Genomic DNA, 26146 nt, shown 5'->3' with positions numbered 1-26146 from the left:
CTGCATGCCCCGGACCTCTTTACCGATGACCACAACGAAAGGAAAACCAAGGATGACCATGACCACCCACACTCCCCCGCGCCGCGCGCGCGCCCTGCGCGCCGGCCTGGCCACCGCCTTGGCCAGCGTGACCCTGGCTTTTGCGGGCGGCAGCGCCCTGGCCGCCGACCAGCCCGGCAAGGGCGTGACGGTGCAGCCGCTCAAGAGCTCGATCGCCGAGGAAACCTTCCAGACCCTGCTGGTCATGCGGGCGCTGGAGAAGCTGGGCTATGACGTCAAGCCCATCAAGGAAGTGGAATACCCCACGGCCCACGTCGCCATCGCCAATGGCGATGCCACCTTCCTCGCGGACCACTGGAACCCGCTGCACGCCGACTACTACAAGAACGCCGGCGGCGCGGCCAAGCTCTACCGCGAGGGCGTCTTCTCGGGCAACGCCGCCCAGGGCTACCTGATCGACAAGAAGACGGCCGACCAGTACCAGATCACCAACCTGGAGCAGCTGAAAAAACCCGAGATCGCCAAGCTGTTCGACACCAACGGCGACGGCAAGGCCGACCTGACGGGCTGCAACCCCGGCTGGGGCTGCGAGGCCGTGATCGAGCACCAGCTGGACGCCTACGGCCTGCGCCCCACCGTGACGCACAACCAGGGTTCGTACTCCGCGCTGATTGCCGACACCATCACCCGTTACCGCGAGGGCAAGCCGGTGCTGTACTACACCTGGACGCCCTACTGGGTGAGCAACGAGCTCAAGCCCGGCCGCGACGTAGTGTGGCTGGAGGTGCCGTTCTCCTCCCTGCCCGGTGAGCAAAAGGGCACCGACACCAAGCTGCCGAACGGCAAGAACTACGGCTTCGTGGTGAACAACCAGCACATCCTGGCCAACAAGGCCTGGGCCGAGGCCAACCCGGCCGCGGCCAAGCTGTTCGCCGTGATGCAGCTGCCGGTGGCCGACATCAATGCGCAGAACCACATGATGAGCCAGGGCCAGAACAAGCCGGCCGACATCGAGCGCCACGTGGACGGCTGGATCAAGGCCCACCAAAAGACCTTCGACGGCTGGCTGGCGCAGGCCCGCGCCGCGGCCCAGTAAGGCCAGCACAGGCGCGCCCCACGCGCGCCGCGACCGCCCGGCCCCTGCGCCGGCGACCTCCTTGCCGCGGCTGCCGGCCCCAGGCCGGCGCACGGCCCGTTCTCCCTCACCCTGCCGCGCCCGGGCGCAGCGCATTGCTGCGCGCGGGCGCCGGCCCCACCGTTTCAAAGGCATGCAAGCAATCCGACGACTCCACACCCTCATTCGCCACACTGCCGCCATCGCGGCCCTCTCGCTGACGGCCCTGGCCGCACCCGCCGCCCACGCCGTCGACACCCAGCCCGGCCAGGGCGTCAAGGTCGTGGTGCTGAAAAGCTCCCTGGCCGAGGAATCCTTCCAGACCGTGCTCGTCATGAAGGCCCTGCAGCAGCTGGGCTACGACGTCGCCCCTTACAAGGAGCTGGACTACCCCCTGGCCCACATGGCCGTGGCCAGCGGCGACGCCACGCTGATCGCCAACCACTGGAACCCGCACCACTCCGAGTTCTACAAGGCCGCTGGCGGCGACTCCAAGCTGTCGCGCAAGGGCGTGTACTCCGCCGGCGCCGTGCAGGGCTACATGATCGACAGGAAGACGGCCGAGCAGTACGGCATCACCCATCTGGACCAGCTCAAGGACCCGAAGCTGGCCCGGCTGTTCGACAGCAGCGGCGACGGGAAGGCCGATCTGGTCGGCCCCAACGCCGGCTGGGGCGGCGAGGCCGTGGTCGAGCATCACCTGGACACCTTCGGCCTGCGTCCCACGGTCGATTACGTGCAGGGCAACTACACGGCGCTGATCTCCGAGACGCTGGCGCGCTTTCAGGACGGCAAGCCGGTGCTGTTCTATGCCTGGACGCCGCACTGGCTGAGCAACGTGCTGCGCACCGGCAAGGACGTGGTCTGGCTGCAAGTGCCCTACTCGGCCATGCCCGGCGTGCAGGCCGGCACCGACACCCAGCTGGCCAACGGCAAGAACTACGGCTTTCCGCTGAACAACCAGTACATCGTGGCCAACAAGGAATGGGTGGCCCAGAACCCGGCGGCAGGCAAGCTGTTCGAGGTCATGCAGGTGCCGCTGGCCGACATCAGCGCCCAGAACCGCCTGGTGCACCAGGGCGAGAAGAGCGCCGCTGACGTCGAGCGCCATGCTGATGCCTGGATCCGCGCGCACCAGAAGACCTTCGACGGCTGGCTGGCGCAGGCGCGCGCCGCCGCCAAGTAAGCCCCTGAGGCCGGGCCGACCGGCCAAGGCAGCGGGCCCCGCGATGTCAGCATCGCCGGGCCCGCTTTGTTTTTGATAGCTGCCAGCGCTTGTCCAGCAAGCGCTGGAGGCCAAAAACACCTAAAACGCGGCGGCACCTGCCTGCCCAAGCCCCGTCCCACGTGCGGCGTTGGCGCCTGCCGACAGCCGCGCCCGCCTGCGCAGGGTGTGATCGGCACCATGCCCGAGCCCGCCCGCACTCCCTCCGCCGCACCGCGTCCGCCCCGCCTTCCCGCCGGCCTGGTCTACGTGGACCGCAGCCAGCCCGGCATCACCCGCGTGCGCGAGGGCGATGCCTTTCGCTACCGCACGCCGGCCGGCGACTGGCTGCAGGACGAAGACCACCTGGCGCACATCCGCCGCCTGGCCATTCCGCCGGCCTACACCGACGTGTGGATCTGCCCCTTGCCGCAGGGCCATCTGCAGGCCACCGGGCGCGACGCGCGCGGGCGGCTGCAGTACCGCTACCACCCCGACTGGCGGCGCGTGCGCGACGGCTCCAAGTTCGAGCGCATGCGCGCCTTCGGCCAGGCGCTGCCGCGCATCCGCCGGCAGGTGGAGCGCGACCTGCAGTCGTGCCGCAAGAAGACCTTGTCGCGCCAGTGCGTGCTGGCGACCATCGTGCGGCTGCTGGACACGACCTATGTGCGCGTGGGCAATGAGGAATATGCCGTCACCAACGGCTCGTACGGCCTGACCACGCTGCGCACGCGCCACGCCGCCGTGCGCGGCGCCAGCACGCTGCTGCGCTTTCGCGGCAAGAGCGGCGTGATGCAGGAGGCGAAACTGGAGGACCCGCGCGTGGCCCGCGTGGTGCGCCGCTGCCAGCAGCTGCCGGGCCAGGAGCTGTTCCAGTGGCAGGACGCGGACGGCGGGCTGCACAGCGTCGGCTCGGGCGACGTGAACGCCTACCTGGCCGAGATCGCTGGCGAGACCGGGCACTTCACGGCCAAGGACTTCCGCACCTGGCACGGCACGGTCCAGGCGCTGGAACTGACGCGCGTGGCCTGCACCCGCGCGGCCGACGGCGACGCGCTGCCGGCGCGCGGCGTGGCGCGGCAGATCCTGGTCGAGGTGGCGCGCCAGCTGGGCAACACCCCGGCGGTGTGCCGCAAGTCCTATGTGCACCCGGCCGTGCTGGCGCTGGGCGAAGGGCTGGCGTCGGACGTCGGCCCGGGCCTGCAGCGCCTGTGGCAGCGCCTGGGCCGCGCGGGCAGCAGCCCGCGGGGCCTGAGCGCGGCCGAGCGGCGGCTGCTGGCCTTTCTGCGCCACCCGCCGCGCCCGCGCGCCGCGCCCGCGCAGGCCCGGGGCAGGCGCCCGGGCGGGGCGGCGCGCACCGGCCGGTCCGCCGGCGCGGGCCGGCGCCTGGCGGCGCAGGCGCCCCGGCGCGGCCAGGCCGGCGGGGCCGGACGCGCCTCTCCTGCCGCGGCCAGGCGCGCCGTACGCGCCGGTGCGGCCGTGGCGTCCGCCGCCGCCTGAGAGGATCAGCGCTGCGTCGCTCCTCTTTTAGTAGCTGCTGGCGCTTGACTGACGGCCGCTACAGGCCTTTTTGACCCATATTCCTGGCGCGGACCCGAACGGGCTTGGCCAGGCGGACGCCCGTCAGCGCCCTACCATCCTGCCCGGCACCACCCACTGGTCGAACTGCTCGGCCGTCACGTGGCCGGAGGCCAGCGCGGCCTCGCGCAGGCTGGTGCCCTGCTGGTGCGCGCGCTTGGCGATCTGCGCGGCCTTGTCGTAGCCGATGTGCGGATTGAGCGCGGTGACCAGCATCAGCGAGCGCTCGACCAACTCGGCGATGCGCTGGCGCTGCGGCTCGATGCCCACGGCGCAGTGCTCGTTGAAGCTGACCATGCCGTCGGCCAGCAGGCGCACGCTCTGCAAGAAGTTGTGCGCGATCATGGGGCGGAACACGTTCAGCTCGAAGTTGCCGCTGGCCCCGCCGATGTTGATGGCCACGTCGTTGCCCATGACCTGGGCGCACAGCATGGTCATGGCTTCGCACTGCGTGGGGTTGACCTTGCCCGGCATGATGGACGAGCCGGGCTCGTTCTCGGGGATGCTGATCTCGCCGATGCCGCTGCGCGGCCCGCTGGCCAGCCAGCGCACGTCGTTGGCGATCTTGGTCAGGCTGGCCGCCAGCGTCTTCAAGGCGCCGTGCGCCGCCACCAGCGCGTCGCAGCTGGCCAGGGCCTCGAACTTGCTCGGGGCGGTGACGAAGGGCTGGCCGGTGAAGTTCGCCAGCTCCTGCGCTACCTGCTCGGCATAGCCCGCGGGCGCGTTCAGCCCCGTGCCCACGGCCGTGCCGCCCAGGGCCAGCTCGCACAGGTGAGGCAGGGCCGCGCGCACGTGGCGCTCGCCGTGGGCCAGCTGCGCCGCCCAGCCGGAGATCTCCTGGCCCAGGGTGAGCGGGGTGGCGTCCTGCAGGTGGGTGCGGCCAATCTTCACGATGTCGTCAAACGCCTCGGCCTTGGCGGCCAGCGTTTCGCGCAGCTCGCCGAGGGCCGGCAGCAGCCGGTGCGCGATAGCCTGCACCGCCGCCACGTGCATGGCGGTGGGAAAGACGTCGTTGCTGGACTGGCTCTTGTTTACGTCGTCGTTGGGGTGCACCAGCCGGCCCTCGCCGCGCTCGCCCCCCATCAGCTCGCTGGCGCGGTTGGCCAGCACCTCGTTGACGTTCATGTTGGTCTGCGTGCCCGAGCCGGTCTGCCACACGACGAGCGGAAATTCGCCCTCGTGCCCGCCCTCCAGCAGCTCGTCGGCGGCGGCCACGATGGCGCGCGTGCGGTCCGCCGGCAGCAGGCCCAGCGCGTGGTTGACCCGGGCCGAAGCGCGCTTGACCTGCACCAGCGCGCGGATCAGCTCGGCCGGCTGGCGCTCGCCGGAGATGTCGAAGTTCTGCAGCGAGCGCTGCGTCTGCGCCCCCCACAGGCGGTCGGCCGGCACCTCGATGGGGCCGAAGGTGTCGCGCTCAGTGCGGGTGCTGCGGGGGTGGTGGCTGCTGCTGTCCATGTCGGGCCTGTTCCTTGGATGAAGACGGGTGGGTGGATCAGGGGCATTTCACTCCAAACCGCGCGGCGCCGGAAGCTGGCGGGTTTTTCCCGCAAAGCCCTGGCGCCAGGCTCCTGCAAGGTGCGAGGGGGATAATCCCGCCCGTCATTTCTGTTACACGTCACCCACGTCTTCCGCCTCATGACCACGACCATCCGCTACCAAGACCTGGTGGAATCCATCGCCGGCGCGCTGCAATACATCAGCTACTACCACCCCGCCGACTACATCCAGCACCTGGCCCGCGCTTACGAGCGCGAGCAGTCGCCCGCCGCCAAGGACGCGATGGCGCAGATCCTCACCAACAGCAAGATGGCCGCCTTCGGCCACCGCCCCATCTGCCAGGACACGGGCATCGTCAACGTCTTCCTGAAGGTGGGCATGGACGTGCGCTGGGAGGGCTTCCCGGCCGGCCAGGGCCTGGAGGATGCCATCAACGAAGGCGTGCGCCGCGGCTACCAGCACCCGGACAACACGCTGCGCGCCAGCGTGGTGGCCGACCCGCACTTCGCCCGCAAAAACACCAAGGACAACACCCCGGCCGTGATCAGCATGCAGCTGGTGCCCGGCAGCACCCTGGATGTGACCGTGGCCGCCAAGGGCGGCGGCAGCGAGAACAAGTCCAAGATGGTGATGATGAACCCCAGCGACAGCCTGGTGGACTGGGTGCTGAAGACCGTGCCCGAGATGGGCGCCGGCTGGTGCCCGCCCGGCATGCTGGGCATCGGCATCGGCGGCACGGCCGAGAAGGCCGTGCTGCTGGCCAAGGAAAGCCTGATGGACGACCTGGACATGTACGAGCTGCAGGCCAAAGCCGCGCGCGGCGAGAAGCTCGATCAGGTCGAGGAGCTGCGCCTGGAGCTGTTTGAGAAGGTCAACGCCCTGGGCATTGGCGCGCAGGGCCTGGGCGGCCTGGCCACCGTGCTGGACGTGAAGATCAAGATGTACCCCACCCACGCGGCCAGCAAGCCCGTGGCCATGATTCCCAACTGCGCCGCCACGCGGCACGCGCATTTCGTCATGGACGGCAGCGGCCCGGTGTACCTGGAGGCGCCCAGCATCGACCTGTGGCCCCAGGTGCAGTGGGCGCCCAACACCGAGACCAGCAAGCGCGTCGACCTCAACACCCTGACCAAGGAAGAGGTTGCCAGCTGGAAACCCGGCCAGACGCTGCTGCTGAACGGCAAGATGCTCACCGGCCGCGACGCCGCGCACAAGCGCATCCAGGACATGCTGGCTTCCGGGCAGCCGCTGCCCGTGGACTTCACCAACCGCGTCATCTACTACGTCGGCCCCGTCGACCCGGTGCGCGACGAAGTCGTCGGCCCGGCCGGCCCGACCACGGCCACGCGCATGGACAAGTTCACCCGCATGATGCTGGAGCAAACCGGCCTGATCGCCATGATCGGCAAGTCCGAGCGCGGCCCGGTGGCCATCCAGGCGATCAAGGACAACCAGAGCGCCTACCTGATGGCCGTGGGCGGCGCCGCCTACCTGGTCAGCAAGGCCATCAAGCACGCCCGCGTGGTGGGCTTCGAGGACCTGGGGATGGAGGCCATCTACGAGTTCGACGTGGTCGACATGCCCGTCACCGTGGCGGTGGACGCGGGCGGCACCAGCGCCCACATCACCGGCCCGGCCGAGTGGCAGAAGCGCATCGCCAGCGGCGAGTTCAAGGGCATCGCGCTGGCCACGGCCTGAGGCGGCAACGGCCCGCTGCGGCTGCCAGGCGAAGGGGGGATTCAACCATGCGCCTTGTCACACGCACCGGCGGGCAGCCCAGGGCCGTGCTGCCATGCCCATTGCGCTTGGCAGCCTTTTCCTGCGCCCCTGCATGCCCGGCGCCACTTCCAGGCCGTTGATGAGCCCGCTGCGCCTGGCCGCGCTGTCGGCGCTGGCGATGCTGGCCTTTGCCTGCAACTCGCTGCTGTGCCGGCTGGCGCTGACGCAGACCGGCGTCGACGCGGCGTCCTTCGCCGCCATCCGGCTGGTGTCCGGCGCAGCCGTGCTGTGGCTGATCGTGCGCCTGCGCCGGGGCGCGCGCGCCGGCGGCGACTGGCGCTCGGCCACGGCGTTGTTCGCCTATGCCGCCACGTTTTCCTATGCCTATGCCAGCCTGACAGCCGCCACGGGTGCACTGCTGCTGTTCAGCGCGGTGCAGGCGACGATGATCGGCTATGGACTGTGGCGGGGAGAGCGGCTGCGCCCAGGCCAGCTGGCAGGCGTGGCGCTGGCCGTTGGCGGGCTGGCCGCCCTGCTGGCGCCCGGCCTGGCGCCCCCCCCGGCGGGCGGGGCTCTGCTCATGGTGGCGGCCGGCGCTGCCTGGGGCATTTACTCGCTGCGCGGGCGCGGCGCCTTGGATCCGCTAGGGGTCACGGCGGGCAACTTTGGCCGGGCGGCCTGGCTGGCGCTGGCCCTGGCGCTGGGCGCGCTGGCGGCAGGCAGTGCGCGCTGGGATGGACCGGGACTAGTCTATGGCGTGCTGTCCGGTGCCGTGGCCTCGGGCCTGGGCTACATCGTCTGGTACGCGGCGCTGCCGGCCCTGCGCGCGACCAGCGCCGCCATCATGCAGTTGAGCGTTCCCGTGCTGACGGCCCTCGGCGGAGCATGGCTGCTGCAGGAAGTGATGACGCCGCGGTTCGTGCTTTCGTCGCTGGCCATACTGGGCGGCATAGCCCTGGTGGTGTGGCACAAGGCGCAGCCTGCGCCACCGCCCGGCGCGCACGGCCCCGCCCGCTGACGGCGCCCTGCCCGGGCATGCCAGCAGCCATCGCCGGGACCTGACCGTACGCAGGCCCACCCTGCGACGCGGCTTTGCACGACATGCGCGCCAGAAAACGTCGGCGGCACGGCGGCAAGCCACGCGGCCAGACTGGTGCCTTGAATCACCCCTTCACAGGAGCACACATGCAGCGCAGCCAGGAATTCAAGGACATCGCCAAGACCATGGGCCAGATCGACTTCTGCATGATGCAGACCGTTAGCCCGCACGGCGTGAACACGCGGCCGATGTCTAATAACGGCGAAGTCGAATACGACGGCGACAACTGGTTCTTCACCAGCGTGGACACCGCCAAGGTGCGTGACATCCGGCAGGATGCGCGGGTGCAGCTGGTCTTTGTCGACAGCCAGGCCGTGAACTTCATTTCGGTCTGGGGCCGGGGCGAGGTGGTCAAGGATGTCGACCTGAAGAAAAAGCTGTGGCGCGAGGAGCTGGAAGAATGGTTCCCGCAGGGCCCCGATGACGAGGACCTGGTGCTGATCAAGGTCAGCGCCAGCCGCATCCAGAGCTGGGGCCAGATGGGCGAGCACACGCTGCACCTGGACGCCTGAGCGCGGCCGCGCACCGGGCCCGCCTGTACTTCGTCAGAGCAGGGTGCCGCCCAGCACGGCTGCCGCCACTGAGAAATAGATCACCAGCCCCAGCACGTCCACCAGCGTCGCCACCAGCGGCGCCGAGGCGCTTGCCGGATCCAGCCCCAGGCGCTGCAGCACGAAGGGCAGCATGGAGCCGATGCTGGAGCCGAAGCACACGATGCCGACCAGCGACGCCCAGATGGTGAAGGCGATCAGCAAGTAGTGCTCGCCGTAGTCATACAGCCCCAGGCGCTGCCACAACAGGATGCGCGCAAAACCGATGGCGCCCAGGCCCGCACCCAGCAGCGCGCTGGTGGGCAGCTCGCGCAGCAGCACGCGCCACCAGTCGCGCAGGCGCACCTCGCCCAGGGCCAGGCCGCGGATCAGCAGCGACGTGGCCTGAGAGCCCGAATTGCCGCCCGAGCTCATGATCAGCGGGATGAACATGGCCAGCACCACGGCCTTTTCCAGCTCGACCTCGAAATGCTGCATGGCGCTGGCCGTCAGCATCTCGCCGACGAACAGCATGGCCAGCCAGCCGCCGCGCTTGCGCAGCATGTCGAAAAAGCCCACCTCCAGGTACGGCGCGCCCATGCGCTCGCCACCACCGAAGCGGTTCATGTCCTCCTGCGCCTCGTCCATGAGGGCATCGATCACGTCGTCCACCGTGACGATGCCGATCACGCGCCGCGCGTCGTCCACCACCAGCAGCGCGAGGAAGTCGTACAGGCGGATCAGCCGGGCCACCTCCTCGCGCGAGGCCTGGGCATGGGTGGTGATGGGTACGCTGCCGTTCCACAGCTCGACCAGCGGCTGCTCCGGATCGGCGCACACCAGCTGGCGCAGCGACAGCACGAAGCGCAGCCGGCGCTGTCCGTCCACCACGTACAGAGCGTAGACCGTCTCGTGCTGCTGGCCCGTTTGCCGGATGTGCGCCAGCGCCTGGGCGACGCTCCAGTGCTCGGGTATCTCGACGAACTCGGTCGTCATGATGCTGCCGGCCGTGCCCTCGGGGTAGGTCATCAGACGCGCCAGGCTGGCCTGCGTGGCCGGGCTCAGCAGGCTCAGGGCGGCATCCCGTTCGCGCTGCGGCAGCTGGGCCAGCAGGTCGGCCAGCCGGTCGCCGGCCACGGCCTGCAGGATGCCGGTCCGGCCGGCCTCGACCACGGCCTGGGCGATGGCCGGGCCGCGGCGCAGCTCGGGGCTCTCCAGCACCCCGGCCAGCGTGGCATCGTCCAGCTGCCCGGCCCAGACGATGGCCTCGTCAGGTTTCAGGGCGTTGAGGTGGATGACGGCATCCGGCACGTGCCGAAAGGCACCGGCTGGCGGCGTGGAGGTGGGGTTCATTGCGGGTCCCTTGGTCGGTCGCTCACCGGCAGGATGGCGCATCCGTCCGGGTTCTGCACGCCTGGCCTGCATGGCGCCGGGCGGCAAGGGTTTATCCTAGGCTCATCATTGCACGTGTTTTTGGGCTGCAGCCATTTTTGGACAAGCGCTGGCAGCTACTCTTTCAATAGCATCCACCACACTCACAGGCCGCATTCCATGCCATCGTCCACCCCACCGCCTTCGTCCCCGCCGTTCTTCGAGCGCGAGCACCAGCAGCTGGACGCGCAGCTGCACGCCCACCTGCTGGACGTGATCGGCGGCGACTTCGCCGCCGCGCTGCGCCGCCTGATCGACTGGCGCGGGGCGCTGGTGCGGCACATCGAGATCGAGAACACACAGTTGCTGCCGCATGTGCCCGAAGGCGCGCGCTGGGCAGCGCGGGTGTATCTGGTGGAGCACGACCGCATCGCCCTGCTGGCCGACGAATACCTGGAAAAGGTGCGCGCGGCGGCGGCGCACCCGGCGCAGGGCGAACAGCAGCGACGCGAGGCCATCCTGGCCCTGGTGGACGGCGCGCATGCGCTGCGCCACGTGATCGAGCACCACCACGAGCGCGAGCACACGGCCCTGGCGCACGAGCTGCCGGCACCGCTGCAGGAGGCGGCGTGGGCCACGCGCTGAGCGGACGGCTGAACAAACCAAAGAAGAAAAGCGCCCGGCAGTTGCCTGCCGGGCGCTTTTTCGTTCATCGGTCCGTGGCAGCCTACGGGAGTGTTTAAGCAGGCGCGGTCGTGCGGATCAGGTAGTCGAAGGCGGACAGCGCGGCCTTCGAGCCTTCGCCGGCGGCGATCACGATCTGCTTGTAGGGCACCGTGGTGCAGTCGCCGGCGGCGAACACCCCGGGGACGTTGGTGTGGTTGCGCGCGTCCACCACGATCTCGCCGAACTTGCTCAGCTCCACCGTGCCCTTGAGCCAATCGGTGTTGGGCAGCAGGCCGATCTGCACGAAGATGCCTTCCAGGGCAAGCTGCTTGACCTCATCCGTCGTGCGGTCCTTGTAGGCCAGGCCGTTCACGCGGCTGCCGTCGCCGGTCACTTCGGTGGTCTGGGCGTTCAGGATGATGTCCACATTGGGCAGGCTGCGCAGCTTGCGCTGCAGCACGGCGTCGGCCTTCAGCTCGGGCGCGAATTCCAGCACCGTCACGTGCGCCACCACGCCGGCCAGGTCGATGGCCGCCTCGATGCCGGAGTTGCCACCGCCGATCACCGCCACGCGCTTGCCCTTGAACAGCGGGCCGTCGCAGTGCGGGCAGTAGGTCACGCCCTTGGTACGGTATTGCTCCTCGCCGGGCACGCCCATGCTGCGCCAGCGCGCGCCGGTGGCCAGGATGACGGTGCGGCTGCGCAGGGTAGCGCCGTTCTCCAGCTCCACCTCGACCAGGCCGCCTTCGGTTGCCGCGGGCTTGAGGGCACGGGCGGCCTGCAGGTTCATGATGTCCACCTCGTAGTCGCGCACGTGGCGCTCCAGCGCGGCGGCGAACTGCGGGCCTTCGGTCTTCTGGATGGAGATGTAGTTCTCGATGTCCACGGTGTCCAGCACCTGGCCGCCGAAGCGCTCGGAGGCCACACCGGTGCGGATGCCCTTGCGCGCGGCGTACACGGCAGCCGCCGCGCCGGCGGGGCCGCCGCCGACGATCAGCACATCGAACGCTTCCTTGGCATTGAGCTTTTGCGCGTCGCGCGCGGCGGCTCCGGAGTCGATCTTGCCGACGATCTCGGCCAGCTCCATGCGGCCCTGGCCGAAGCGCTCGCCGTTCAGGAACACGGTGGGCACGCCCATGACCTCGCGGTCCTTGATCTCCTGCTGGAACACGCCGCCGTCGATGGCCGTGTGCGTGATGTTGGGGTTGAGCACGCTCATCAGGTTGAGCGCCTGCACCACGTCCGGGCAGTTGTGGCAGGACAGCGAATAGTAGGTCTCGAAGTGGTGCTCGCCGGGCAGGTTCTTGACCTGCTCCAGCAGGTCGGCCGCTTCCTTGCTCGGGTGGCCGCCGACCTGCAGCAGCGCCAGCACCAGCGAGGTGAATTCATGGCCCAGTGGCACGCCGGCGAAGCGCACGCCGGTGTCCACGCCGGGGTTGGTGATGAGGAACGACGGCTTGCGCACGGGCAGATCGTTGGCCTCGACCACAGTGATCTTGTCCGACAGGTCGCGGATTTCGTGCAGGAGTTCGCGAAGCTCGGCGGCAGTGGCGCTGTCGTCCAGGGTGGCCACCAGCTCCACGGGGCGCTGCAGGCGCTCCAGATAGGCTTTCAATTGGGTTTGCAAGGTGGTGTCGAGCATGCGTTCACTCCTGTAGGTGTAGTTGTTGGGCAAAAAAAAGCCCGGGCGCCAGGCACCCGGGCGTCTTGAGTCGGCCGCTTGAAGGGCCGCTGCGGTCAGGTGCGTGCCGCCTTAGATCTTGCCGACCAGGTCCAGCGAGGGAGCCAGGGTCTTGGCGCCCTCTTCCCACTTGGCGGGGCAGACCTCGCCGGGGTGGTTGCGCACGTACTGGGCAGCCTTGACCTTGCGCAGCAGGTCGGCGGCGTTGCGGCCGATGCCTTCGGCGGTGATTTCCATGGCCTGGATCACGCCATCGGGGTCGACGATGAAGGTGGCGCGGTCAGCCAGGCCCTGGCCTTCACGCAGGCAGTCGAAGTTCTGGCTGATCTGCCAGCTGGGGTCGCCCAGCATGGTGTACTTGATCTTGCGGATGGTGTCGGACGTGTCGTGCCAGGCCTTGTGCACGAAGTGCGTGTCGGTGGAGACGGAATACACCTCCACGCCCATCTTCTGCAGCTCGTCGTAGTGGTCAGCCACGTCGCCCAGCTCGGTGGGGCACACGAAGGTGAAGTCGGCGGGGTAGAAGAAGAACACGGCCCACTTGCCCAGGACGTCCTTTTCGGAAACTTCGATGAACTTGCCGTTCTTGAAGGCTTGCGTCTTGAAGGGCTTGATGGTGGTGTTGAGCACGGACATTGCGTTTCCTCTCGGGTTGGTTGATGGGTGGAACGAGACTGAAGTCTAGGCCTTTATTGATAATAAATCCAATTAATTGATGGCATCAAGTTAATAGTTTTAATCTATATCAAGCTCCGGACCACCGGTCATTGTCTTGCCGCAACCCGCACCTGTCATGACAATGCCCTGTCACCCACGAAAGGAGAAGCATCATGAAAGGCGACCCCCAGGTCATCGCCCATCTGCAGGCCCAGCTGAAGAACGAGCTTACCGCCATCAACCAGTACTTCCTGCACTACCGCATGCTCAAGCACTGGGGCCTGGACAAGCTTGCCAAGCGCGAATATGACGAGTCCATCGGGGAGATGAAACACGCCGACCGGCTGATGGACCGCATCTTCATGCTGGACGGCCTGCCCAACCTGCAGGACCTGGCCAAGCTGCAGGTGGGAGAGGACGTGCCCGAGATCCTCGAATGCGACCTGCGCGCCGAGCGCGGCGCCCAGGCCACCATCAAGGACGGCATCGCCTACTGCGAATCGGTGCGCGACTACGTCTCGCGCGACCTGCTAGAGGACATCCTGGAGGACACCGAGGAGCACATCGACTACCTGGAGACGCAAATCGCCCTGGTGGAGAAGGTCGGCCTGCCGAACTACCTGCAGTCGCAGATGGGCGACGGCAGCTGACGCGCGGCCGGGCTGCCGCACCGAGGGAAAACGGGCCGCGCGCCCGTTTTTTTCATGCCCGTGCAAGGCGAGGTGGACCCGACGCGCTTGTAAGGCAAATTCCTACAAGGCACGACCCCCGACCAGACGCAGCGCAGCGCCGAACCCCGACTTAATTTCCTTTTGGCCTGGTTTCACAATCCATTTCAACGAATCGCGCAACACATGCAACCGCATGCAACGCAACGAGACGCCGCTGAAAAGGAACCGCGCCATGACCTCCGAACAACTGCTCGCCGAAATCCGCGAAGCCAACCTCACCTACCTGATGCTGGCCCAGACCCTGGTGCGCCAGGACAAGGCCGAAGCCGTGTTCCGCCTCGGCCTGAGCGAGGAGGCCGCCGACATTCTGGCAGCCCTGTCGGCCGCGCAAATCCTGAAACTGGCGTCGCGCAACACCCTTCTTTGCAGTTTCCGCGTGGACGACGAGCTGGTGTGGAGCCTGCTGACCAGCCACAACGCGCCGCGCAAGAACAGCAGCGAGGCCACCAACGCGCTGCACGCCAACATCCTGATGGCCAGCCGCGTATCCGAAGTGCTCTGACCGCTCGCAGCCAGACAGCCTGCCCCCTGCCTACCGACTTCTACCGAAAGCCTGCCATGTCCGCACCCGCCAAGAGCGTCCTTCAAGATTCCAAGCAGATCGAGCGCGCTGTCATGCTGATCGAAATGGGCGCCCGCATGCAGGTGCTGGAGTCGGAGACCACACTGTCGTACGAGCGGCTGATCCGCCTGTACAAGGAAGTGGCGGGCAAGTCGCCCTCCAAGGGCCAGCTGCCGTTTTCCACCGACTGGTTCCTGACCTGGCAGGAAAACATCCACAGCTCGCTGTTCCTGAACATCTACGAATACCTGTCCAAGGGCGTGGCGCTGGACGCGGTGGAGCTGCTGACCAAGGCCTACCGTCTGTACAACGAGCAGGTGGCGGCCGCCGAGATCGAGCCGCTGCTGTCCTTCACCCGTGCCTGGCGGCTGGTGAAGTTCGTCGACGCGGGCATGCTCACGCGCACCAAGTGCTCGCAGTGCGGCGGGCAGTTCGTTTCCGAGCTGTACGAGAACCGCCACTACACCTGCGGCCTGTGCAACCCGCCGGCGCGCGCCGGCAAGAGCAAGAGCGCCGGCGCCCTGACGCTGCACTGAAAAATATCAGTCAAAAATGCCGCCAGCGCTTATGGGACAAGCGCTGGCAGCTATCAAAACCATAGAAAAAGGCCCCGCTGCGGCAGCGGGGCCTTCGTGCTTTTCAGCCGGCGAGCGGCGTTACTGGCTCACGGTCTGCGTGCGGTAGTCGGCGTTGCCGGTAATCTCGCCCTCCGTGAACGGCATGCGCACCCACTCCTTGGCACCGTAGGCGCGGGTGTAGTCGCCGTAGTGCGGCGAGGCCGGGTCGTCCGACAGCGAGAAGGTCAGGAAGGTGTATGCCTGCACGCCGCCGGCGGGGAAGTTCACCACCTGCATGTAGCTGTTGCCGTGCGGCTGGCCGTCCATGCTGTAGCCACCTGCGGTGATGGGGTTCTCCGAGCAGGTGATGGTGAAGTAGCCCACGCCGCCGCAGCCGCCGTATAAGGGAATCTTGCCGCTGCCGCGGGTGGCGAACAGCACCTCGCCGCGCGGCGCGTCCAGCGCAAAGCCGGAGGCCTGCACCGCCTGCACGGCTTGGCCAAATGCCTGCTTCAGCGCGCCGGCCGCTGCCGGGTTGATGCCCTTGGGCGTGTCCAGCGGCTGGGCCGGGTCGAACGGCACGGCGTACAGCTGGGCGTCTGGCAACTTGGCCGCGCGCGTCCAGAACTCGTCCCACAGGTGCGAGCCGCGCGACTCCTTGTTGCCGTGGTTGTCCCACTGGCGCAGCACGTCGCAGGCGGCGGCCGTGGCGGCGTCACCGCACACCAGTGCCAGCGCCTCGTCCTTGAAGCGCTCGGCGCTGAAGACACGGCTGTTGAGCACCATCTGGCGCACGATGGCGCTGCTGGCCTGTTTGCCGGCGTAGCCGTCGGTGCCGGCCAGGCGCTCCAGCGCCATGGTGTGGCCCAGGCGGGTGCGCAGGCTCTGCGCGGCGGTGCCGGCCGGCCCGAAGATGGCTGGGTAGCCCGTCAGCGGCGCCGTGGCGTTGGCCAGCCAGTAGCTGTCGTTCATGTTGCCCACATAGTCGTCGCGCAGCAGGCTGGGCATGCGCGACGGGCCGATGGCGCCGGCCTGCACCGAGTCGGCATCGCTTTGCCACTGGCAGGCCGAGCTGGAGCCGTTGAAGATGGGCACGCCCGGCAGCAGCGGCGCCATGGCCTGGCCCACCGGCGTGGTGCACTGGGCGACCTGCGCGGGCGAGACGTTGGGCACGGCGCCAATGTCGGCATACCAGGCCTGGCTGCTGCCCCGGCCCACGGCCACCGTGTTGACCCAGGGGATGGCCGATTCCTGCTTCTGGATGGCGATGAATTCGTCCAGGCTCTTGGCCTGGTTCCAGCGCATCCAGTTGCGGAAGGTGCGGTAGTTGTCGGCGTTGATGTCGCGGATGGCAAAGGCCGACTGGGCGTTCCAGCCCAGCGCCGGGTTCATGCTGCCCAGGTTGACCATGGGCCCGTATTCGCTCTTGTAGAGGGTGCGGCTCACCGTGGCGGTGCTGCCGTTGGCCTGGCGCACCTCCACGCTGATCGGCACGGCCTTCATCTTCACCGGCTTGCCGTCCACCATGTAGCTGGTGGCGTCGCCCTGGGCCAGGGTCAGTTGGAAGAAGCCGAAGCGCCGCGCGGTGGAGACGGTGTGGCTCCAGGCCACGCTGTCGTTGAAGCCGATCAGCACCATGGGCACGCCCAGGAAGGTGGCGCCGCTGACGTTGACCTCGCCGGGGATGGTCAGCTGGGCCTGGTAGAAGCGGTCCGGCCCCTTCCAGAACCAGTGCGGGTTGCCGAACATGACGGGGCCGTCGCCGCCCGTGACGGCGCTGCCGAAGCCGTACATGTTGCTGCCGATGCCCGTGGTGCCGCCGACCTGCAGGCGCGGCGCCGTGATGTCCCCGGGCTCGAGCGCCGCCAGCTGCTCCTTGGCCGCCGGCGCAGCCGCGCCCGGCGGCGTGGCGTTGGCGATGGCCGCCAGGAAGTTGCTGTAGCCCCCGGCCAGGTTGGCGGTGTACATGCGCCGCCACAGGTCCTGCTCGGTGATGGGCTGCACCCAGGCCTCGCCGCGGCAGGCGGCGTGAGCCGTGCCGCCGGCCTTGGCCTCGCCCACGTAGCGGTTGTAGCCGGCCACGAAGCCGCCGACCATGGCATGCATCTTGGCGTCCTGGGCGCCGGACATGGCGGCCACCACGTCGGACGAGACGACGTGGCGGAAGAAGAAGTCGGAGTCGATGTTGCGCGGCCGGTCGATGGTGCTGTCGTACACCGCGATGGCGTCGCCGCCCAGGTACCGCGAGCGCTCGCCCCGGTAGGTCAGGAAGGAATCGGCCATGGTGCACAGGTTGTCCTGCGCCTGGGCATAGCCCACGCCGTAGCCCAGGCCGCCCCAGTCATCGGCCTTGATGTGCGGCACGCCCATGGTGGTGCGGCGGATCTCGGCGCGGTAGTTGACGCCGTCATCCCCTCCCCCGCCGCTGCCGCCGCAGGCTGCCAGCGCCGCCACGGCGGCCAGCGTCAGTACCAGGCGCGGCTGGGCGCCGCGCTGCATCGTCTGTCTCATGCGTTGTCTCCTGTTGTCGTTGCTATGCCCTCTGGCCGCTGGCACGCAGCGGCCGGGCAGGAGCAGCTTAAGGGGCTACAGGGCAAATGCGCCCGGCGCGCCTTCGTCCGGGCGAAGAAGACGGCGTCTTGTCCTACACGCGAGCGAAGGCCTCGAAACTCTCGGCCAGCCGGTCCTGCCAGGCGCGGCGTTGAGCTTCAGGCGCGAAGCTGGCGGCAAAGCTGTTGTGCGCCAGCTGCCAGGCGTCCTGCGCGGTGAGCTGGGGCACGGCGGCAAAGAGCTGGGTGAAGTTGTCGTTCACGTAGCCGCCGAAGTAGGCCGGGTCGTCGGAGTTCACGGTGGCCACCAGGCCCGCGTCCAGCAGCTGCTTGAGGTTGTGCTGCGACAGATCCTGGAACACGCGCAGCTTGTGGTTGGACAGCGGGCAGACGGTGAGCGCGATGCGCTCGCTCGCCAGGCGCTGCATCAGCGCTGCGTCATGCACGGCCTGCACGCCGTGGTCGATGCGCTCCACCTTCAGCACGTCCAGCGCGCTCCAGATATAGGCGGGCGGGCCTTCCTCTCCCGCGTGCGCCACCAGGCGCAGGCCCAGCTGGCGGCAGCGCGCGAACACGCGCGCGAACTTCTCCGGCGGGTGGCCCAGCTCGCTGCTGTCCAGGCCCACGCCGATGATGTGCTCCAGCAGCGGCGTGGCCTGCTCCAGCGTGGCGAAGGCGTCTTCCTCGCTCAGGTGGCGCAAGAAGCACAGGATGAGCGAGGAGGAGATGCCCAGCTCGGCCTGCGCGTCCACGCAGGCGCGGTGCAGGCCGCGCACCACCGTGTCCATCGCCACGCCGCGCGCGGTGTGCGTCTGCGGGTCGAAGAAGATCTCGGCGTGCGCTACCGTTTGCATAGCTGCCCGCGCAAGGTAGGCGCGGGCCATGTCGTAAAAGTCCTGCTCATGCAGCAGCACGCTGGCGCCGGCGTAATAGATGTCCAGGAAGCTCTGCAGATCGGTGAAGGCATAGGCGCGGCGCAGCGCCTCGACGCTGTCGTACGCCAGATCCACCCCATTGCGCCGCGCCAGGGCGAAGATCATCTCTGGCTCCAGCGAGCCTTCGATGTGGATGTGCAGCTCGGCCTTGGGCATGGCCGCCAGCAGCGCCGGCAGGCGCTCTCGGGCGATGGGGGGCGGTGTGTACATGGCGATCATCTCCAGTCGTCGTCTTCGTCATCAATGGGGGGAAGCGGAGAACATCCGGTGGTGCAGCCGGCGCAGCGACCACCACACCGACAGCGCCACCACGGGAATGGCCAGCGCCGCCGTGGTCTCGGGCGCCAGCGGCCAGCCCAGGGCCTGTGCTCCCTTGGCCAGGTAGCTGACCAGGCCGACGATGTAGTAGGTGATGGCCGCCACCGACAGGCCTTCCACGGTGGACTGCAGCTTCAGCTGCAGGCCCTGGCGCTGGTTCATCGCGGCCAGCAGGGCCTGGCTGCTTTGCTGCTGCTCGATCTCCACGCGGGTGCGCAGCAGATTGCTGATGCGCGAGACCCGCTGCGACAGCGCGTCCTGCCGCCGCGCCGCCCATTCGCAGGTGGCGCGGGCGGGCGACAGGCGCCGGTCCATGAATTCACGGATGGTCTGCAGGCCGGCCAGGCGCGACTCGGCGATGTCCTGGATGCGCGTGTCCAGCAGCTCGAAGTAGGCCCGGCTGGCGGAAAAGCGCGAGTGCGTTGCGGCGTACTGGCTCTCCACCTTGCCGGCCAGGCGGGTCAGGCGGTCCAGCAGCTCGGGCTCGTCATTGCGGCTGGCGCTGCGGATGGCCTCGGCCAGCGCGGCCAGTTCGTTGTCGGCCAGCGCCAGTTCCCGCCCGGCGGCACGCGCGGCCGGCAGGCCCAGCATGGCGGCCATGCGGTAGGTCTCGATCTCCAGCAGGCGCAGCACCAGGCGCCCCAGGCGGCGCGGCGTCAGGCTGCCGGCCAGCAGCACCATGCGCGAGTAGCCATCGGCGTGGATGCAGAAGTCCGTGTAGACCTCGCCATAGCCGTCGGCCACGGTGGAGGCGACCAGGTTCTCCTCGCGCAGCAGGTGCCGGACCAGCCCGCCCTCGGGCACGCTGCGCGCCGGCAGCACCCACAGGTGCATGGCGGTCAGGGCTTGGCCGGGCAACCCGGCCACCCACGCCTGGGGTACGGACTGCAGGGCGCTGGGCGGCGGGTTGCGCTCGTCCCATTCGCCGTCCTCCAGCGCCACGGTGAAGGTCCAGGTGACGAACTCGGTGTGCAGCTCCCAGCGCAGGCGCCAGGCGCCCAGGTCCACCCGCAGATGAACGCAGTGGGCGTCGGGCGGCGCCAAGTGGTGGTCGCGCAGCAGCGCGGCCAGATGGGCGCGGCTGGCCTCGCGCCCGGCGGCGTCGGCCTGCATGACGATGTGGGTCAGCGCCAGCGGCGCGCTCAGCGCTTCGGGCGGCCGGGCGTGCACTTCGTTGTGCAGCACGGCCCGATCGGGGTGCTGGGGTGGCAGGGGCAGCGCGGGCATGGGCGGTGGGGCCAAAACGGTGGGTGCAGCGCGCCAGGCGCTGCAGAAAGGAAAAAGAAAAGGGCCGCTCGCGGCGGCCCCTGCATCATGCGTGCGGCGCGCCCCGGGGCACGCCGGAGCACCGGCCCGGCGTCACTTGGCGCCGGGCACCTGGCCTTCCACGCCCTTGACGAAGAAGTTGATTCCGGTGAGGAATTTGTCGTCGGCCGCGGCGTCGGCGGCCAGCACTTCCTTGCCGGCGTTGTCGGCGATCGGGCCCTTCCAGATGACCAGCGTGCCTTCCTTCAGGCCCTTCTTGGCCTCCTCGACCTTGGCCTTCAGCTCGGCAGGCACGTCCTCGGCGATGGACACCAGGTCCACGGCGTCTTCCTTCACGCCCCACCAGGCCTGGCCGGTGGTCCAGGTGCCGTCCAGTACGTCCTTGACGCTCTTGGTGTAGTACGGCACCCAGTTGATGACCGCCGAGCCCAGGTGGGCCTGCGGGCCGTAGCTGGTCATGTCCGAATCCCAGCCGAAGGCGCGCTTGCCCTTTTCCTGGGCGGTCTTGAGCACGGCCGGCGAGTCGGTGTTCTGGAACAGCACGTCGGCGCCACCGTTGATCAGCGAGGTGGCGGCTTCGGTTTCCTTCGGCGGGTTGAACCAGTCGTTCACCCAGACCACCTTGGTCTTGATGGCCGGGTTCACACTCTGCGCGCCCAGGGTGAAGCTGTTCAGGTTGCGCAGCACCTCCGGGATGGGCACCGAACCGACCACGCCCAGGGTGTTGGTCTTGGTCATGCCGCCGGCAATGATGCCGGCCAGGTAGGCGCCCTCATAGGTGCGGCTGTCGTAGGTGCGCACGTTGGCGCTGGTCTTGTAGCCGGTGGCGTGCTCGAACTTCACGTCCGGGAACTCGGCGCCCAGCTTCTGCATGGTGTCCATGTAGCCGAAGGTGGTGCCGAAGATCAGCTTGTTGCCCTGGGTGACCAGGTCGCGCAGCACGCGCTCGGCGTCCGCGCCCTCGGGCACGCTTTCCACGTAAGTGGTCTGGATCTTGTCACCGAACTCGGCTTCCAGCTTCTTGCGCGCCTGGTCATGCGCGAACGTCCAGCCGCCGTCGCCCACCGGGCCGATGTAGGCGAAGCCGATTTTCAGCGGCCCGCTGCTGGGTGCCGGGGCAGCAGCGGCAGGCTCGGCCGGTGCTGTGGCAGGCGCCGGCTCTTCCTTCTTGCCGCAGGCCACCAGGGCCGCGGCGGCCGCGCCCAGGGCGGCGAGCTTGAACAGGGAACGCTTGTGCAGATCGGTCATGGAGCAGTCCTTCACTTAAACGAGTATGGGTTGGGTTGACGGTGCTGCGCTCACTTGCCTTCGGTGCCGGGCACCTTGCCTTCGACGCCAGCGACGAAGAAGTTGATGCCCGTGAGGAACTTGTCATCGGCCTTCTGGCCTTCGGCAAGCAGCTCCTTGCCGGCGTTGTCCTTGATGGGGCCGGTCCAGACGGCGAAGCTGCCGTCCTTCAGGCCGTCGCGCGCCTTGGCCACGCGGTCCTTGATCTCCTGGGGCACGTCGTCGGCGATCTTCACCAGGTCGATGGCGCCTTCCTTCACACCCCACCAGTAGTTGCCCTGGGGCCAGTTGCCGGCCAGCGTGTCCTCGACCACCTTGGTGTAGTACGGCGTCCAGTCGATCACGGCCGAACCCAGGTGCGCCTTGGGCGCGTAGCTGCTCATGTCGCCGTCCTTGCCGAAGGCGCGCGCGCCGCGCTCCTCGGCGGTTTTCAGCACCGAGGGCGAGTTGGTGTTCTGGTACATCACGTCCACGCCGCCGTTGATCAGCGACGTGGCGGCCTCGGCCTCCTTCGGCGGGCTGAACCACTCGTTCACCCAGACCACCTTGGCCTTGATGGACGGGTCCACGCTCTGCGCGCCCAGCACGAAGCTGTTGACGTTGCGCACCACCTCGGGAATGGGCACCGAGGCGACCACGCCGATGGTCTTGGTCTTGGTCATGCCGCCGGCGACGATGCCCGCCAGATACGCGCCCTCGAAGGTCTTGGTGTCGTAGGTGGCGACGTTGTCCAGCTGCTTGTAGCCGGTGGCGTGCTCGAACTTCACGTCCTTCAGGTCGGCCGCGACCTTCTGCACAAATTCCTGGTAGCCGAAGCTGGTGGCGAAGATCAGCTTGGTGCCCTGCCCGGCCATGTCGCGCATGACGCGCTCCGAGTCAGCGCTCTCGGGCACGCTCTCCACGAAGGAGGTCTCGATCTTGTCACCGAACTTCTCCTGGATTGCCTTGCGGCCCAGGTCGTGCTGGTAGGTCCAGCCGCCGTCGCCGATGGGGCTGACGTACATGAAGCCGATCTTCAGCTTGTCGGCCGCGGGCGCGGCGGCGGCAGGCTCGGGAGCCGGGGCGGCGGGTGCCGCCTCTTCCTTCTTGCCGCAGCCGGCGAGCGTGGCCAGCGCCACGGCCGAGAGCGCCGCAGCCTTCAGCACAGACCGTTTGTTCAGGTACGAATTCATTGCAATGACGGAGTTGGGAATGGAAAGAAAAAGAGCCCCTCAGCCGCCCGGATGGAAGGGCCGGCCGAGCGAGGCCGGCATGTTCGCACGAATCCATGCCGGGTTGCGGGAGATCAGCACCAGCACCACGATCGTCGCCACGTAAGGCAGCATGGACAGCAACTGGCTAGCCACCTGCACGCCCGAGGCCTGCAAATGGAACTGCAGCATGGTCACGCCGCCGAACAGGTAGGCGCCCAGCAGCACCCGCGCCGGCCGCCAGGTGGCGAAGGTGGTCAGCGCCAGCGCGATCCAGCCGCGCCCGGCCACCATTCCCTCCACCCACAGCGGCGTGTAGACGGTCGAGATGTAGGCCCCGGCCAGCCCGCACAGCGCGCCGCCGGCGGCCACCGCGCCCAGGCGGATGCGCCGCACCGGATAGCCCAGCGCGTGCGCCGACTCGGGCGACTCGCCCACCGAGCGCAGCACCAGCCCGGCGCGCGTACGGTACAAAAACCACACCATGGCCGCCGCCAGCGCCATGGTCAGGTAGACCAGCGGATGCAGCTTGAACAGCGCCGGCCCGACCAGCGGCAGGTCGCTCAAGACCGGCCAGGCGAACTTCGGCGTGTCGGGCAGCTTGGCCTGCACATAGCCGATGCCCAGAAAAGCCGAGAAGCCCACGCCGAACAGCGACAGCGCCAGCCCCGTGGCGTACTGGTTGGTGTTGAACCAGATCACCAGCACGCCGAACAGCGCCGCCAGCAGCGCCCCGGTGGCCATGCCGGCCACGAAGCCCAGCGTGAAGCTGCCCGTATGCACCACGGTGGCGAACGCCGCCACGGCGGCGCACAGCATCATGCCCTCGGCCCCCAGGTTCACGATGCCGGATTTTTCGTTGATGAGCAGGCCCAGCGAGGCCAGTGCCAGCACGGTGCCGGCGCTGAGCGTGGAGCCCAGCAGCAATGCGTACGATTCCATCAGGCCCGCCCCCCGCGGTTCATGCCGACCCAGCGCACCCGGTAGGCGATCAGCGTGTCGCAGGCCAGCAGCGTGAACAGCAGCAGACCCTGGAACACGCCGGTGAGTGATTTGGGCAGGCCCAGCCGCGACTGCGCCAGCTCCCCGCCGATGTAGAACATGCTCATGAGCAGCGCCGACAGCACCATGCCCACCGGGTGCAGCCGCCCGACGAAGGCCACGATGATGGCCGCGAAGCCGTAGCCGGCCGGCACGTAGGGCGTCAGCTGCCCAATGGGCCCGGCGACTTCCAGCGCGCCCGCCAGTCCGGCCGTGGCGCCGGAGATCAGCAGCGCCGTCCACAGCGCCCGGCGCGAGGAAAAGCCCGCGTAGCGCGCCGCCGCCGGCGCCAGGCCGCCCACCTGCAGGGCAAAGCCCGCCCGCGTGCGGAACAGGAACACCCACAGCAGCGCCGCACCGATCAGCGCCAGCGGCAGCCCGATGGTCACGCGCGAGCCGGTGAACAGCTTCGGCATCTGCGTGACCCGCTCGAACATGCGCGTCTGCGGGAAGTTGTAGCCCATGGGGTCCTTCCAGGGCCCGTAGACCAGGTAGCCCAGCAGCAGCGTGGCCACGTAGACCAGCATCAGGCTGACCAGGATCTCGTTGGCGTTGAAGCGGTCGCGCAGCAGCGCCACGATGCCCGCCCAGACCATGCCGCCCAGGCAGCCGGCCACCAGGATGGCCGGGATGATCCATGGCCCGGTGGTCTTGTCCGCCAGCAGGGCCACGCCGCCGGCGGCCACGGCGCCGATGACGAACTGCCCCTCGGCGCCGATGTTCCAGATGTTGGAGCGAAAGCACACCGCCAGCCCCAGCGCCACCAGCAGCAGCGGTGTGGCCTTCACGGCCAGCTCGCCCAGGGCGTAGGCCGACTTGACCGGCTCCCAGAAGAACACCTGCAGGCCGCGCATCGGGTCCTTGCCCAGCAGCGCGAACAGCATCACTCCGATCAGCACCGTGATGGCCAGCGCCAGCACGGGCGAGCCCCAGGTCCACAGGCGCGAGGCCTGTGGCCGCGCCTCAAGCTTGAGCATGGCTGCCCTCCCCCGCGGCCTGGCGCGCCAGGTGCTCCTGCACCTCGGCGTGCCACAGCCCGCTCATCCATTCGCCGATGCGCTCCACGCTGGCCTCCGCGCGTGGCACCGAGGGCGACAGCCGCCCCTTGGCCAGCACATGCAGGCGGTCGCAAATCTCGAACAGCTCGTCCAGCTCCTCGCTGACGACCAGCACGGCGCAGCCGGCGTCGCGCAGCTTCAGTATCTCGCCGCGGATCTGCGCCGCCGCGCCCACGTCCACGCCCCAGGTGGGTTGGGAGACGATGAGCAGCTTCGGGCTGGCATCGATCTCGCGCCCGACGATGAACTTCTGCAGGTTGCCGCCCGACAGCGACTTGGCCGGCGCATCCGGCCCACCCGCCTTCACGCCGAAGCGCTGGATGATGCCCTGCGCCTGGGCCTGCAGCCGGCGCATGCGCAGCCAGCCGCCGGCGCCCAAGGCGTTGCCGCGCGTGAGCAGCAGGTTGTGCGCCAGGCCCATGGTGGGCACGGCGCCGCGGCCCAGCCGCTCCTCAGGCACGAAGTGCAGGCCCAGGGCGCGGCGCTGGCGCGGGGCCAGGCGCCCGGCCGGGCGGCCCGCCACCTCCACCATGGCCGGCTGGGCCCGCGTGTCCTCGCCGGACAGGGCGTACAGCAGCTCCCGCTGCCCATTGCCGGAGATGCCGGCGATGCCCACCACTTCGCCCGCGCGCACCTCCATGTCGACGCTGACCAGGGGCACGCCGAAGGCGTCGCCGGCCGGCAGCGACAGGCCGCGCGTGCGCAGCACCACCTCGCCCACCTGCGAGGCGCGATGCTCGAGCGCCGGCGGTTCGGCGCCGATCATCAGGCGCGACAGCGAGGCATTGGACTCCTGCGTGGGGTCGCACACGCCCGTCACCTTGCCCCCGCGCATGACCGTGCAGGCGTGGCACAGCTCGCGGATCTCGTGCAGCTTGTGGCTGATGTACAGGATGGAGCAGCCCTCGCTGGCCAGCTGGCGCAGCACCACGAAAAGCTTGTCCACGGCCTGCGGCGTCAGCACGGAGGTCGGCTCGTCCAGGATCAGCACGCGCGGGTCGGTCAGCAAGGCGCGGATGATCTCCACACGCTGCATCTCGCCTACGGACAGGGTGTGCACGGGGCGCTGCGGGTCGATGTCCAGGCCGTATTCGGCTGCCTTGTCGGCGATGCGCCGCGTCACCTCGGCCAGCGGCGGGCCCTTGTCCAGGCCCAGCCAGACGTTCTCGGCCACCGTCAGGGTGTCGAACAGGCTGAAATGCTGGAACACCATGGCGATGCCCAGGGCACGCGCCTCCTGCGGGTTCTTCACCTGCACGGGCCGACCATCGAACAGCATCTGGCCCTCGTCCGGGCGGGTGGCGCCGTAGATGATCTTCATCAGGGTGGACTTGCCGGCGCCGTTTTCGCCCAGCACGGCGTGCACCTGGCCCGGCAGAACGGTGAGCGAGACGCCGTCATTGGCCACCACGGCCGGATAGCGCTTGGTGATGCCCGTCAATTGCAGCCGCGGCGGGGCCTGGGCCGGCGCGGCTTCAGGGGGGATGGGATTCATCTGTGCGATTGTCTCCGAAGTTCGTGCGGTGTATTTTTTTG

Annotated in this window: 22 protein-coding genes; 10 read left to right on the top strand and 12 right to left on the bottom strand. The window is 68.7% G+C overall.

What is annotated here, in order from left to right:
• Nucleotides 1–58: 58 nt before the first annotated feature.
• The 3 genes from proX (RT282_RS05840) to RT282_RS05830 all read left to right on the top strand — a co-directional run bounded on the left by proX (RT282_RS05840) (nt 59) and on the right by RT282_RS05830 (nt 3818).
• Nucleotides 59–1096, top strand: coding sequence for a glycine betaine/L-proline ABC transporter substrate-binding protein ProX (proX, locus tag RT282_RS05840; RefSeq protein WP_313084091.1), 1038 nt, complete (start codon nt 59–61; stop codon nt 1094–1096).
• Nucleotides 1097–1268: 172 nt separating this feature from the next.
• A complete protein-coding gene (gene proX / locus RT282_RS05835; RefSeq protein WP_313312392.1) occupies nt 1269–2300 on the top strand; it encodes a glycine betaine/L-proline ABC transporter substrate-binding protein ProX in 1032 nt (343 codons plus the stop codon).
• Nucleotides 2301–2519: 219 nt separating this feature from the next.
• The gene (locus RT282_RS05830; protein WP_313312391.1) at nt 2520–3818 is read left to right on the top strand and encodes a DNA topoisomerase IB; all 1299 of its coding nucleotides are present in this window, start codon (nt 2520–2522) and stop codon (nt 3816–3818) included.
• 123 nt (nt 3819–3941) lie between these two features.
• On the opposite strand, the gene fumC is transcribed toward RT282_RS05830, so the two are convergent.
• A complete protein-coding gene (gene fumC, locus RT282_RS05825; protein ID WP_312305843.1) occupies nt 3942–5351 on the bottom strand; it encodes a class II fumarate hydratase in 1410 nt (469 codons plus the stop codon).
• A gap of 180 nt (nt 5352–5531) precedes the next feature.
• On the opposite strand from fumC, the gene RT282_RS05820 reads away from it, so the two are divergent.
• The 3 genes from RT282_RS05820 to RT282_RS05810 all read left to right on the top strand — a co-directional run bounded on the left by RT282_RS05820 (nt 5532) and on the right by RT282_RS05810 (nt 8723).
• Nucleotides 5532–7091, top strand: a complete 1560-nt coding sequence (locus tag RT282_RS05820; protein ID WP_312305847.1) for a fumarate hydratase — start codon at nt 5532–5534, stop codon at nt 7089–7091.
• 133 nt (nt 7092–7224) lie between these two features.
• Complete coding sequence (locus tag RT282_RS05815) at nt 7225–8130, top strand: DMT family transporter (RefSeq protein ID WP_313312389.1); 906 nt, start codon at nt 7225–7227, stop codon at nt 8128–8130.
• Nucleotides 8131–8297: 167 nt separating this feature from the next.
• Nucleotides 8298–8723 carry a pyridoxamine 5'-phosphate oxidase family protein gene (locus RT282_RS05810; protein ID WP_312759801.1) on the top strand — a complete coding sequence of 142 codons (426 nt, stop codon included), beginning with the start codon at nt 8298–8300 and terminating at the stop codon, nt 8721–8723.
• A 33-nt stretch (nt 8724–8756) separates the two neighbouring features.
• Here RT282_RS05810 and mgtE read toward each other — a convergent pair whose 3' ends face one another.
• Nucleotides 8757–10094: a magnesium transporter gene (mgtE, locus tag RT282_RS05805; protein ID WP_313312388.1), complete on the bottom strand. Its 1338-nt coding sequence runs from the start codon at nt 10092–10094 to the stop codon at nt 8757–8759.
• A 198-nt stretch (nt 10095–10292) separates the two neighbouring features.
• Here mgtE and RT282_RS05800 point away from each other — a divergent pair, with 198 nt between their 5' ends.
• Complete coding sequence (locus tag RT282_RS05800; RefSeq protein ID WP_313312387.1) at nt 10293–10757, top strand: hypothetical protein; 465 nt, start codon at nt 10293–10295, stop codon at nt 10755–10757.
• A gap of 94 nt (nt 10758–10851) precedes the next feature.
• Here RT282_RS05800 and ahpF read toward each other — a convergent pair whose 3' ends face one another.
• The gene (gene ahpF, locus RT282_RS05795) at nt 10852–12420 is read right to left on the bottom strand and encodes an alkyl hydroperoxide reductase subunit F (RefSeq protein ID WP_312305861.1); all 1569 of its coding nucleotides are present in this window, start codon (nt 12418–12420) and stop codon (nt 10852–10854) included.
• A gap of 111 nt (nt 12421–12531) precedes the next feature.
• Nucleotides 12532–13095, bottom strand: a complete 564-nt coding sequence (gene ahpC / locus RT282_RS05790; protein WP_312305865.1) for an alkyl hydroperoxide reductase subunit C — start codon at nt 13093–13095, stop codon at nt 12532–12534.
• A 194-nt stretch (nt 13096–13289) separates the two neighbouring features.
• On the opposite strand from ahpC, the gene bfr reads away from it, so the two are divergent.
• From bfr to flhC, 3 genes are all read left to right on the top strand, one after another.
• Nucleotides 13290–13766: a bacterioferritin gene (bfr, locus tag RT282_RS05785; protein ID WP_312305867.1), complete on the top strand. Its 477-nt coding sequence runs from the start codon at nt 13290–13292 to the stop codon at nt 13764–13766.
• Nucleotides 13767–14019: 253 nt separating this feature from the next.
• Nucleotides 14020–14349 (top strand): flagellar transcriptional regulator FlhD, encoded by a 330-nt coding sequence (gene flhD / locus RT282_RS05780; RefSeq protein WP_312759793.1) that lies wholly within the window; start codon nt 14020–14022, stop codon nt 14347–14349.
• Nucleotides 14350–14405: 56 nt separating this feature from the next.
• On the top strand, nt 14406–14945 hold the full coding sequence (gene flhC, locus RT282_RS05775) for a flagellar transcriptional regulator FlhC (protein ID WP_312759792.1): 540 nt from the start codon (nt 14406–14408) through the stop codon (nt 14943–14945).
• A gap of 120 nt (nt 14946–15065) precedes the next feature.
• Here the strand turns inward: flhC and RT282_RS05770 are convergent, their stop codons facing one another.
• The 8 genes from RT282_RS05770 to RT282_RS05735 all read right to left on the bottom strand — a co-directional run bounded on the left by RT282_RS05770 (nt 15066) and on the right by RT282_RS05735 (nt 26105).
• Complete coding sequence (locus RT282_RS05770; RefSeq protein ID WP_313312383.1) at nt 15066–17477, bottom strand: penicillin acylase family protein; 2412 nt, start codon at nt 17475–17477, stop codon at nt 15066–15068.
• 133 nt (nt 17478–17610) lie between these two features.
• Complete coding sequence (locus RT282_RS05765; protein WP_313312382.1) at nt 17611–18660, bottom strand: adenosine deaminase; 1050 nt, start codon at nt 18658–18660, stop codon at nt 17611–17613.
• Between the two features lie 30 nt (nt 18661–18690).
• Nucleotides 18691–19995: a DUF3422 domain-containing protein gene (locus RT282_RS05760; RefSeq protein ID WP_312305878.1), complete on the bottom strand. Its 1305-nt coding sequence runs from the start codon at nt 19993–19995 to the stop codon at nt 18691–18693.
• A 132-nt stretch (nt 19996–20127) separates the two neighbouring features.
• Entirely contained in the window at nt 20128–21282 is a 1155-nt protein-coding gene (locus tag RT282_RS05755) for a BMP family ABC transporter substrate-binding protein (RefSeq protein ID WP_313312380.1), read from the bottom strand.
• 50 nt (nt 21283–21332) lie between these two features.
• Entirely contained in the window at nt 21333–22493 is a 1161-nt protein-coding gene (locus tag RT282_RS05750; RefSeq protein WP_312305882.1) for a BMP family ABC transporter substrate-binding protein, read from the bottom strand.
• 39 nt (nt 22494–22532) lie between these two features.
• Nucleotides 22533–23453, bottom strand: a complete 921-nt coding sequence (locus RT282_RS05745; protein WP_312305884.1) for an ABC transporter permease — start codon at nt 23451–23453, stop codon at nt 22533–22535.
• Nucleotides 23453–24529, bottom strand: coding sequence for an ABC transporter permease (locus RT282_RS05740; RefSeq protein WP_313312379.1), 1077 nt, complete (start codon nt 24527–24529; stop codon nt 23453–23455). Before RT282_RS05740 ends, RT282_RS05745 begins: the two co-directional genes overlap by 1 nt.
• Nucleotides 24516–26105, bottom strand: a complete 1590-nt coding sequence (locus RT282_RS05735; protein ID WP_313312378.1) for an ABC transporter ATP-binding protein — start codon at nt 26103–26105, stop codon at nt 24516–24518. Before RT282_RS05735 ends, RT282_RS05740 begins: the two co-directional genes overlap by 14 nt.
• Nucleotides 26106–26146: the final 41 nt, after the last annotated feature.

Source organism: Pulveribacter sp., assembly GCF_032079985.1.
In the GTDB taxonomy this organism is placed as follows: domain Bacteria; phylum Pseudomonadota; class Gammaproteobacteria; order Burkholderiales; family Burkholderiaceae_C; genus Melaminivora.
Note: the sequence above shows the minus strand (reverse complement) of the source record. Positions and strands in the feature narration are given on the sequence as shown.

Bases quoted from the DNA above. Each gene is read 5' to 3' on its own strand.
- proX (WP_313084091.1), top strand. From the start codon at position 59: ATGACCACCCACACTCCCCCGCGCCGCGCGCGCGCCCTGCGCGCCGGC.
- proX (WP_313312392.1), top strand. From the start codon at position 1,269: ATGCAAGCAATCCGACGACTCCACACCCTCATTCGCCACACTGCCGCC.
- RT282_RS05830 (WP_313312391.1), top strand. From the start codon at position 2,520: ATGCCCGAGCCCGCCCGCACTCCCTCCGCCGCACCGCGTCCGCCCCGC.
- fumC (WP_312305843.1), bottom strand. From the start codon at position 5,351: ATGGACAGCAGCAGCCACCACCCCCGCAGCACCCGCACTGAGCGCGAC.
- RT282_RS05820 (WP_312305847.1), top strand. From the start codon at position 5,532: ATGACCACGACCATCCGCTACCAAGACCTGGTGGAATCCATCGCCGGC.
- RT282_RS05815 (WP_313312389.1), top strand. From the start codon at position 7,225: ATGCCCGGCGCCACTTCCAGGCCGTTGATGAGCCCGCTGCGCCTGGCC.
- RT282_RS05810 (WP_312759801.1), top strand. From the start codon at position 8,298: ATGCAGCGCAGCCAGGAATTCAAGGACATCGCCAAGACCATGGGCCAG.
- mgtE (WP_313312388.1), bottom strand. From the start codon at position 10,094: ATGAACCCCACCTCCACGCCGCCAGCCGGTGCCTTTCGGCACGTGCCG.
- RT282_RS05800 (WP_313312387.1), top strand. From the start codon at position 10,293: ATGCCATCGTCCACCCCACCGCCTTCGTCCCCGCCGTTCTTCGAGCGC.
- ahpF (WP_312305861.1), bottom strand. From the start codon at position 12,420: ATGCTCGACACCACCTTGCAAACCCAATTGAAAGCCTATCTGGAGCGC.
- ahpC (WP_312305865.1), bottom strand. From the start codon at position 13,095: ATGTCCGTGCTCAACACCACCATCAAGCCCTTCAAGACGCAAGCCTTC.
- bfr (WP_312305867.1), top strand. From the start codon at position 13,290: ATGAAAGGCGACCCCCAGGTCATCGCCCATCTGCAGGCCCAGCTGAAG.
- flhD (WP_312759793.1), top strand. From the start codon at position 14,020: ATGACCTCCGAACAACTGCTCGCCGAAATCCGCGAAGCCAACCTCACC.
- flhC (WP_312759792.1), top strand. From the start codon at position 14,406: ATGTCCGCACCCGCCAAGAGCGTCCTTCAAGATTCCAAGCAGATCGAG.
- RT282_RS05770 (WP_313312383.1), bottom strand. From the start codon at position 17,477: ATGAGACAGACGATGCAGCGCGGCGCCCAGCCGCGCCTGGTACTGACG.
- RT282_RS05765 (WP_313312382.1), bottom strand. From the start codon at position 18,660: ATGTACACACCGCCCCCCATCGCCCGAGAGCGCCTGCCGGCGCTGCTG.
- RT282_RS05760 (WP_312305878.1), bottom strand. From the start codon at position 19,995: ATGCCCGCGCTGCCCCTGCCACCCCAGCACCCCGATCGGGCCGTGCTG.
- RT282_RS05755 (WP_313312380.1), bottom strand. From the start codon at position 21,282: ATGACCGATCTGCACAAGCGTTCCCTGTTCAAGCTCGCCGCCCTGGGC.
- RT282_RS05750 (WP_312305882.1), bottom strand. From the start codon at position 22,493: ATGAATTCGTACCTGAACAAACGGTCTGTGCTGAAGGCTGCGGCGCTC.
- RT282_RS05745 (WP_312305884.1), bottom strand. From the start codon at position 23,453: ATGGAATCGTACGCATTGCTGCTGGGCTCCACGCTCAGCGCCGGCACC.
- RT282_RS05740 (WP_313312379.1), bottom strand. From the start codon at position 24,529: ATGCTCAAGCTTGAGGCGCGGCCACAGGCCTCGCGCCTGTGGACCTGG.
- RT282_RS05735 (WP_313312378.1), bottom strand. From the start codon at position 26,105: ATGAATCCCATCCCCCCTGAAGCCGCGCCGGCCCAGGCCCCGCCGCGG.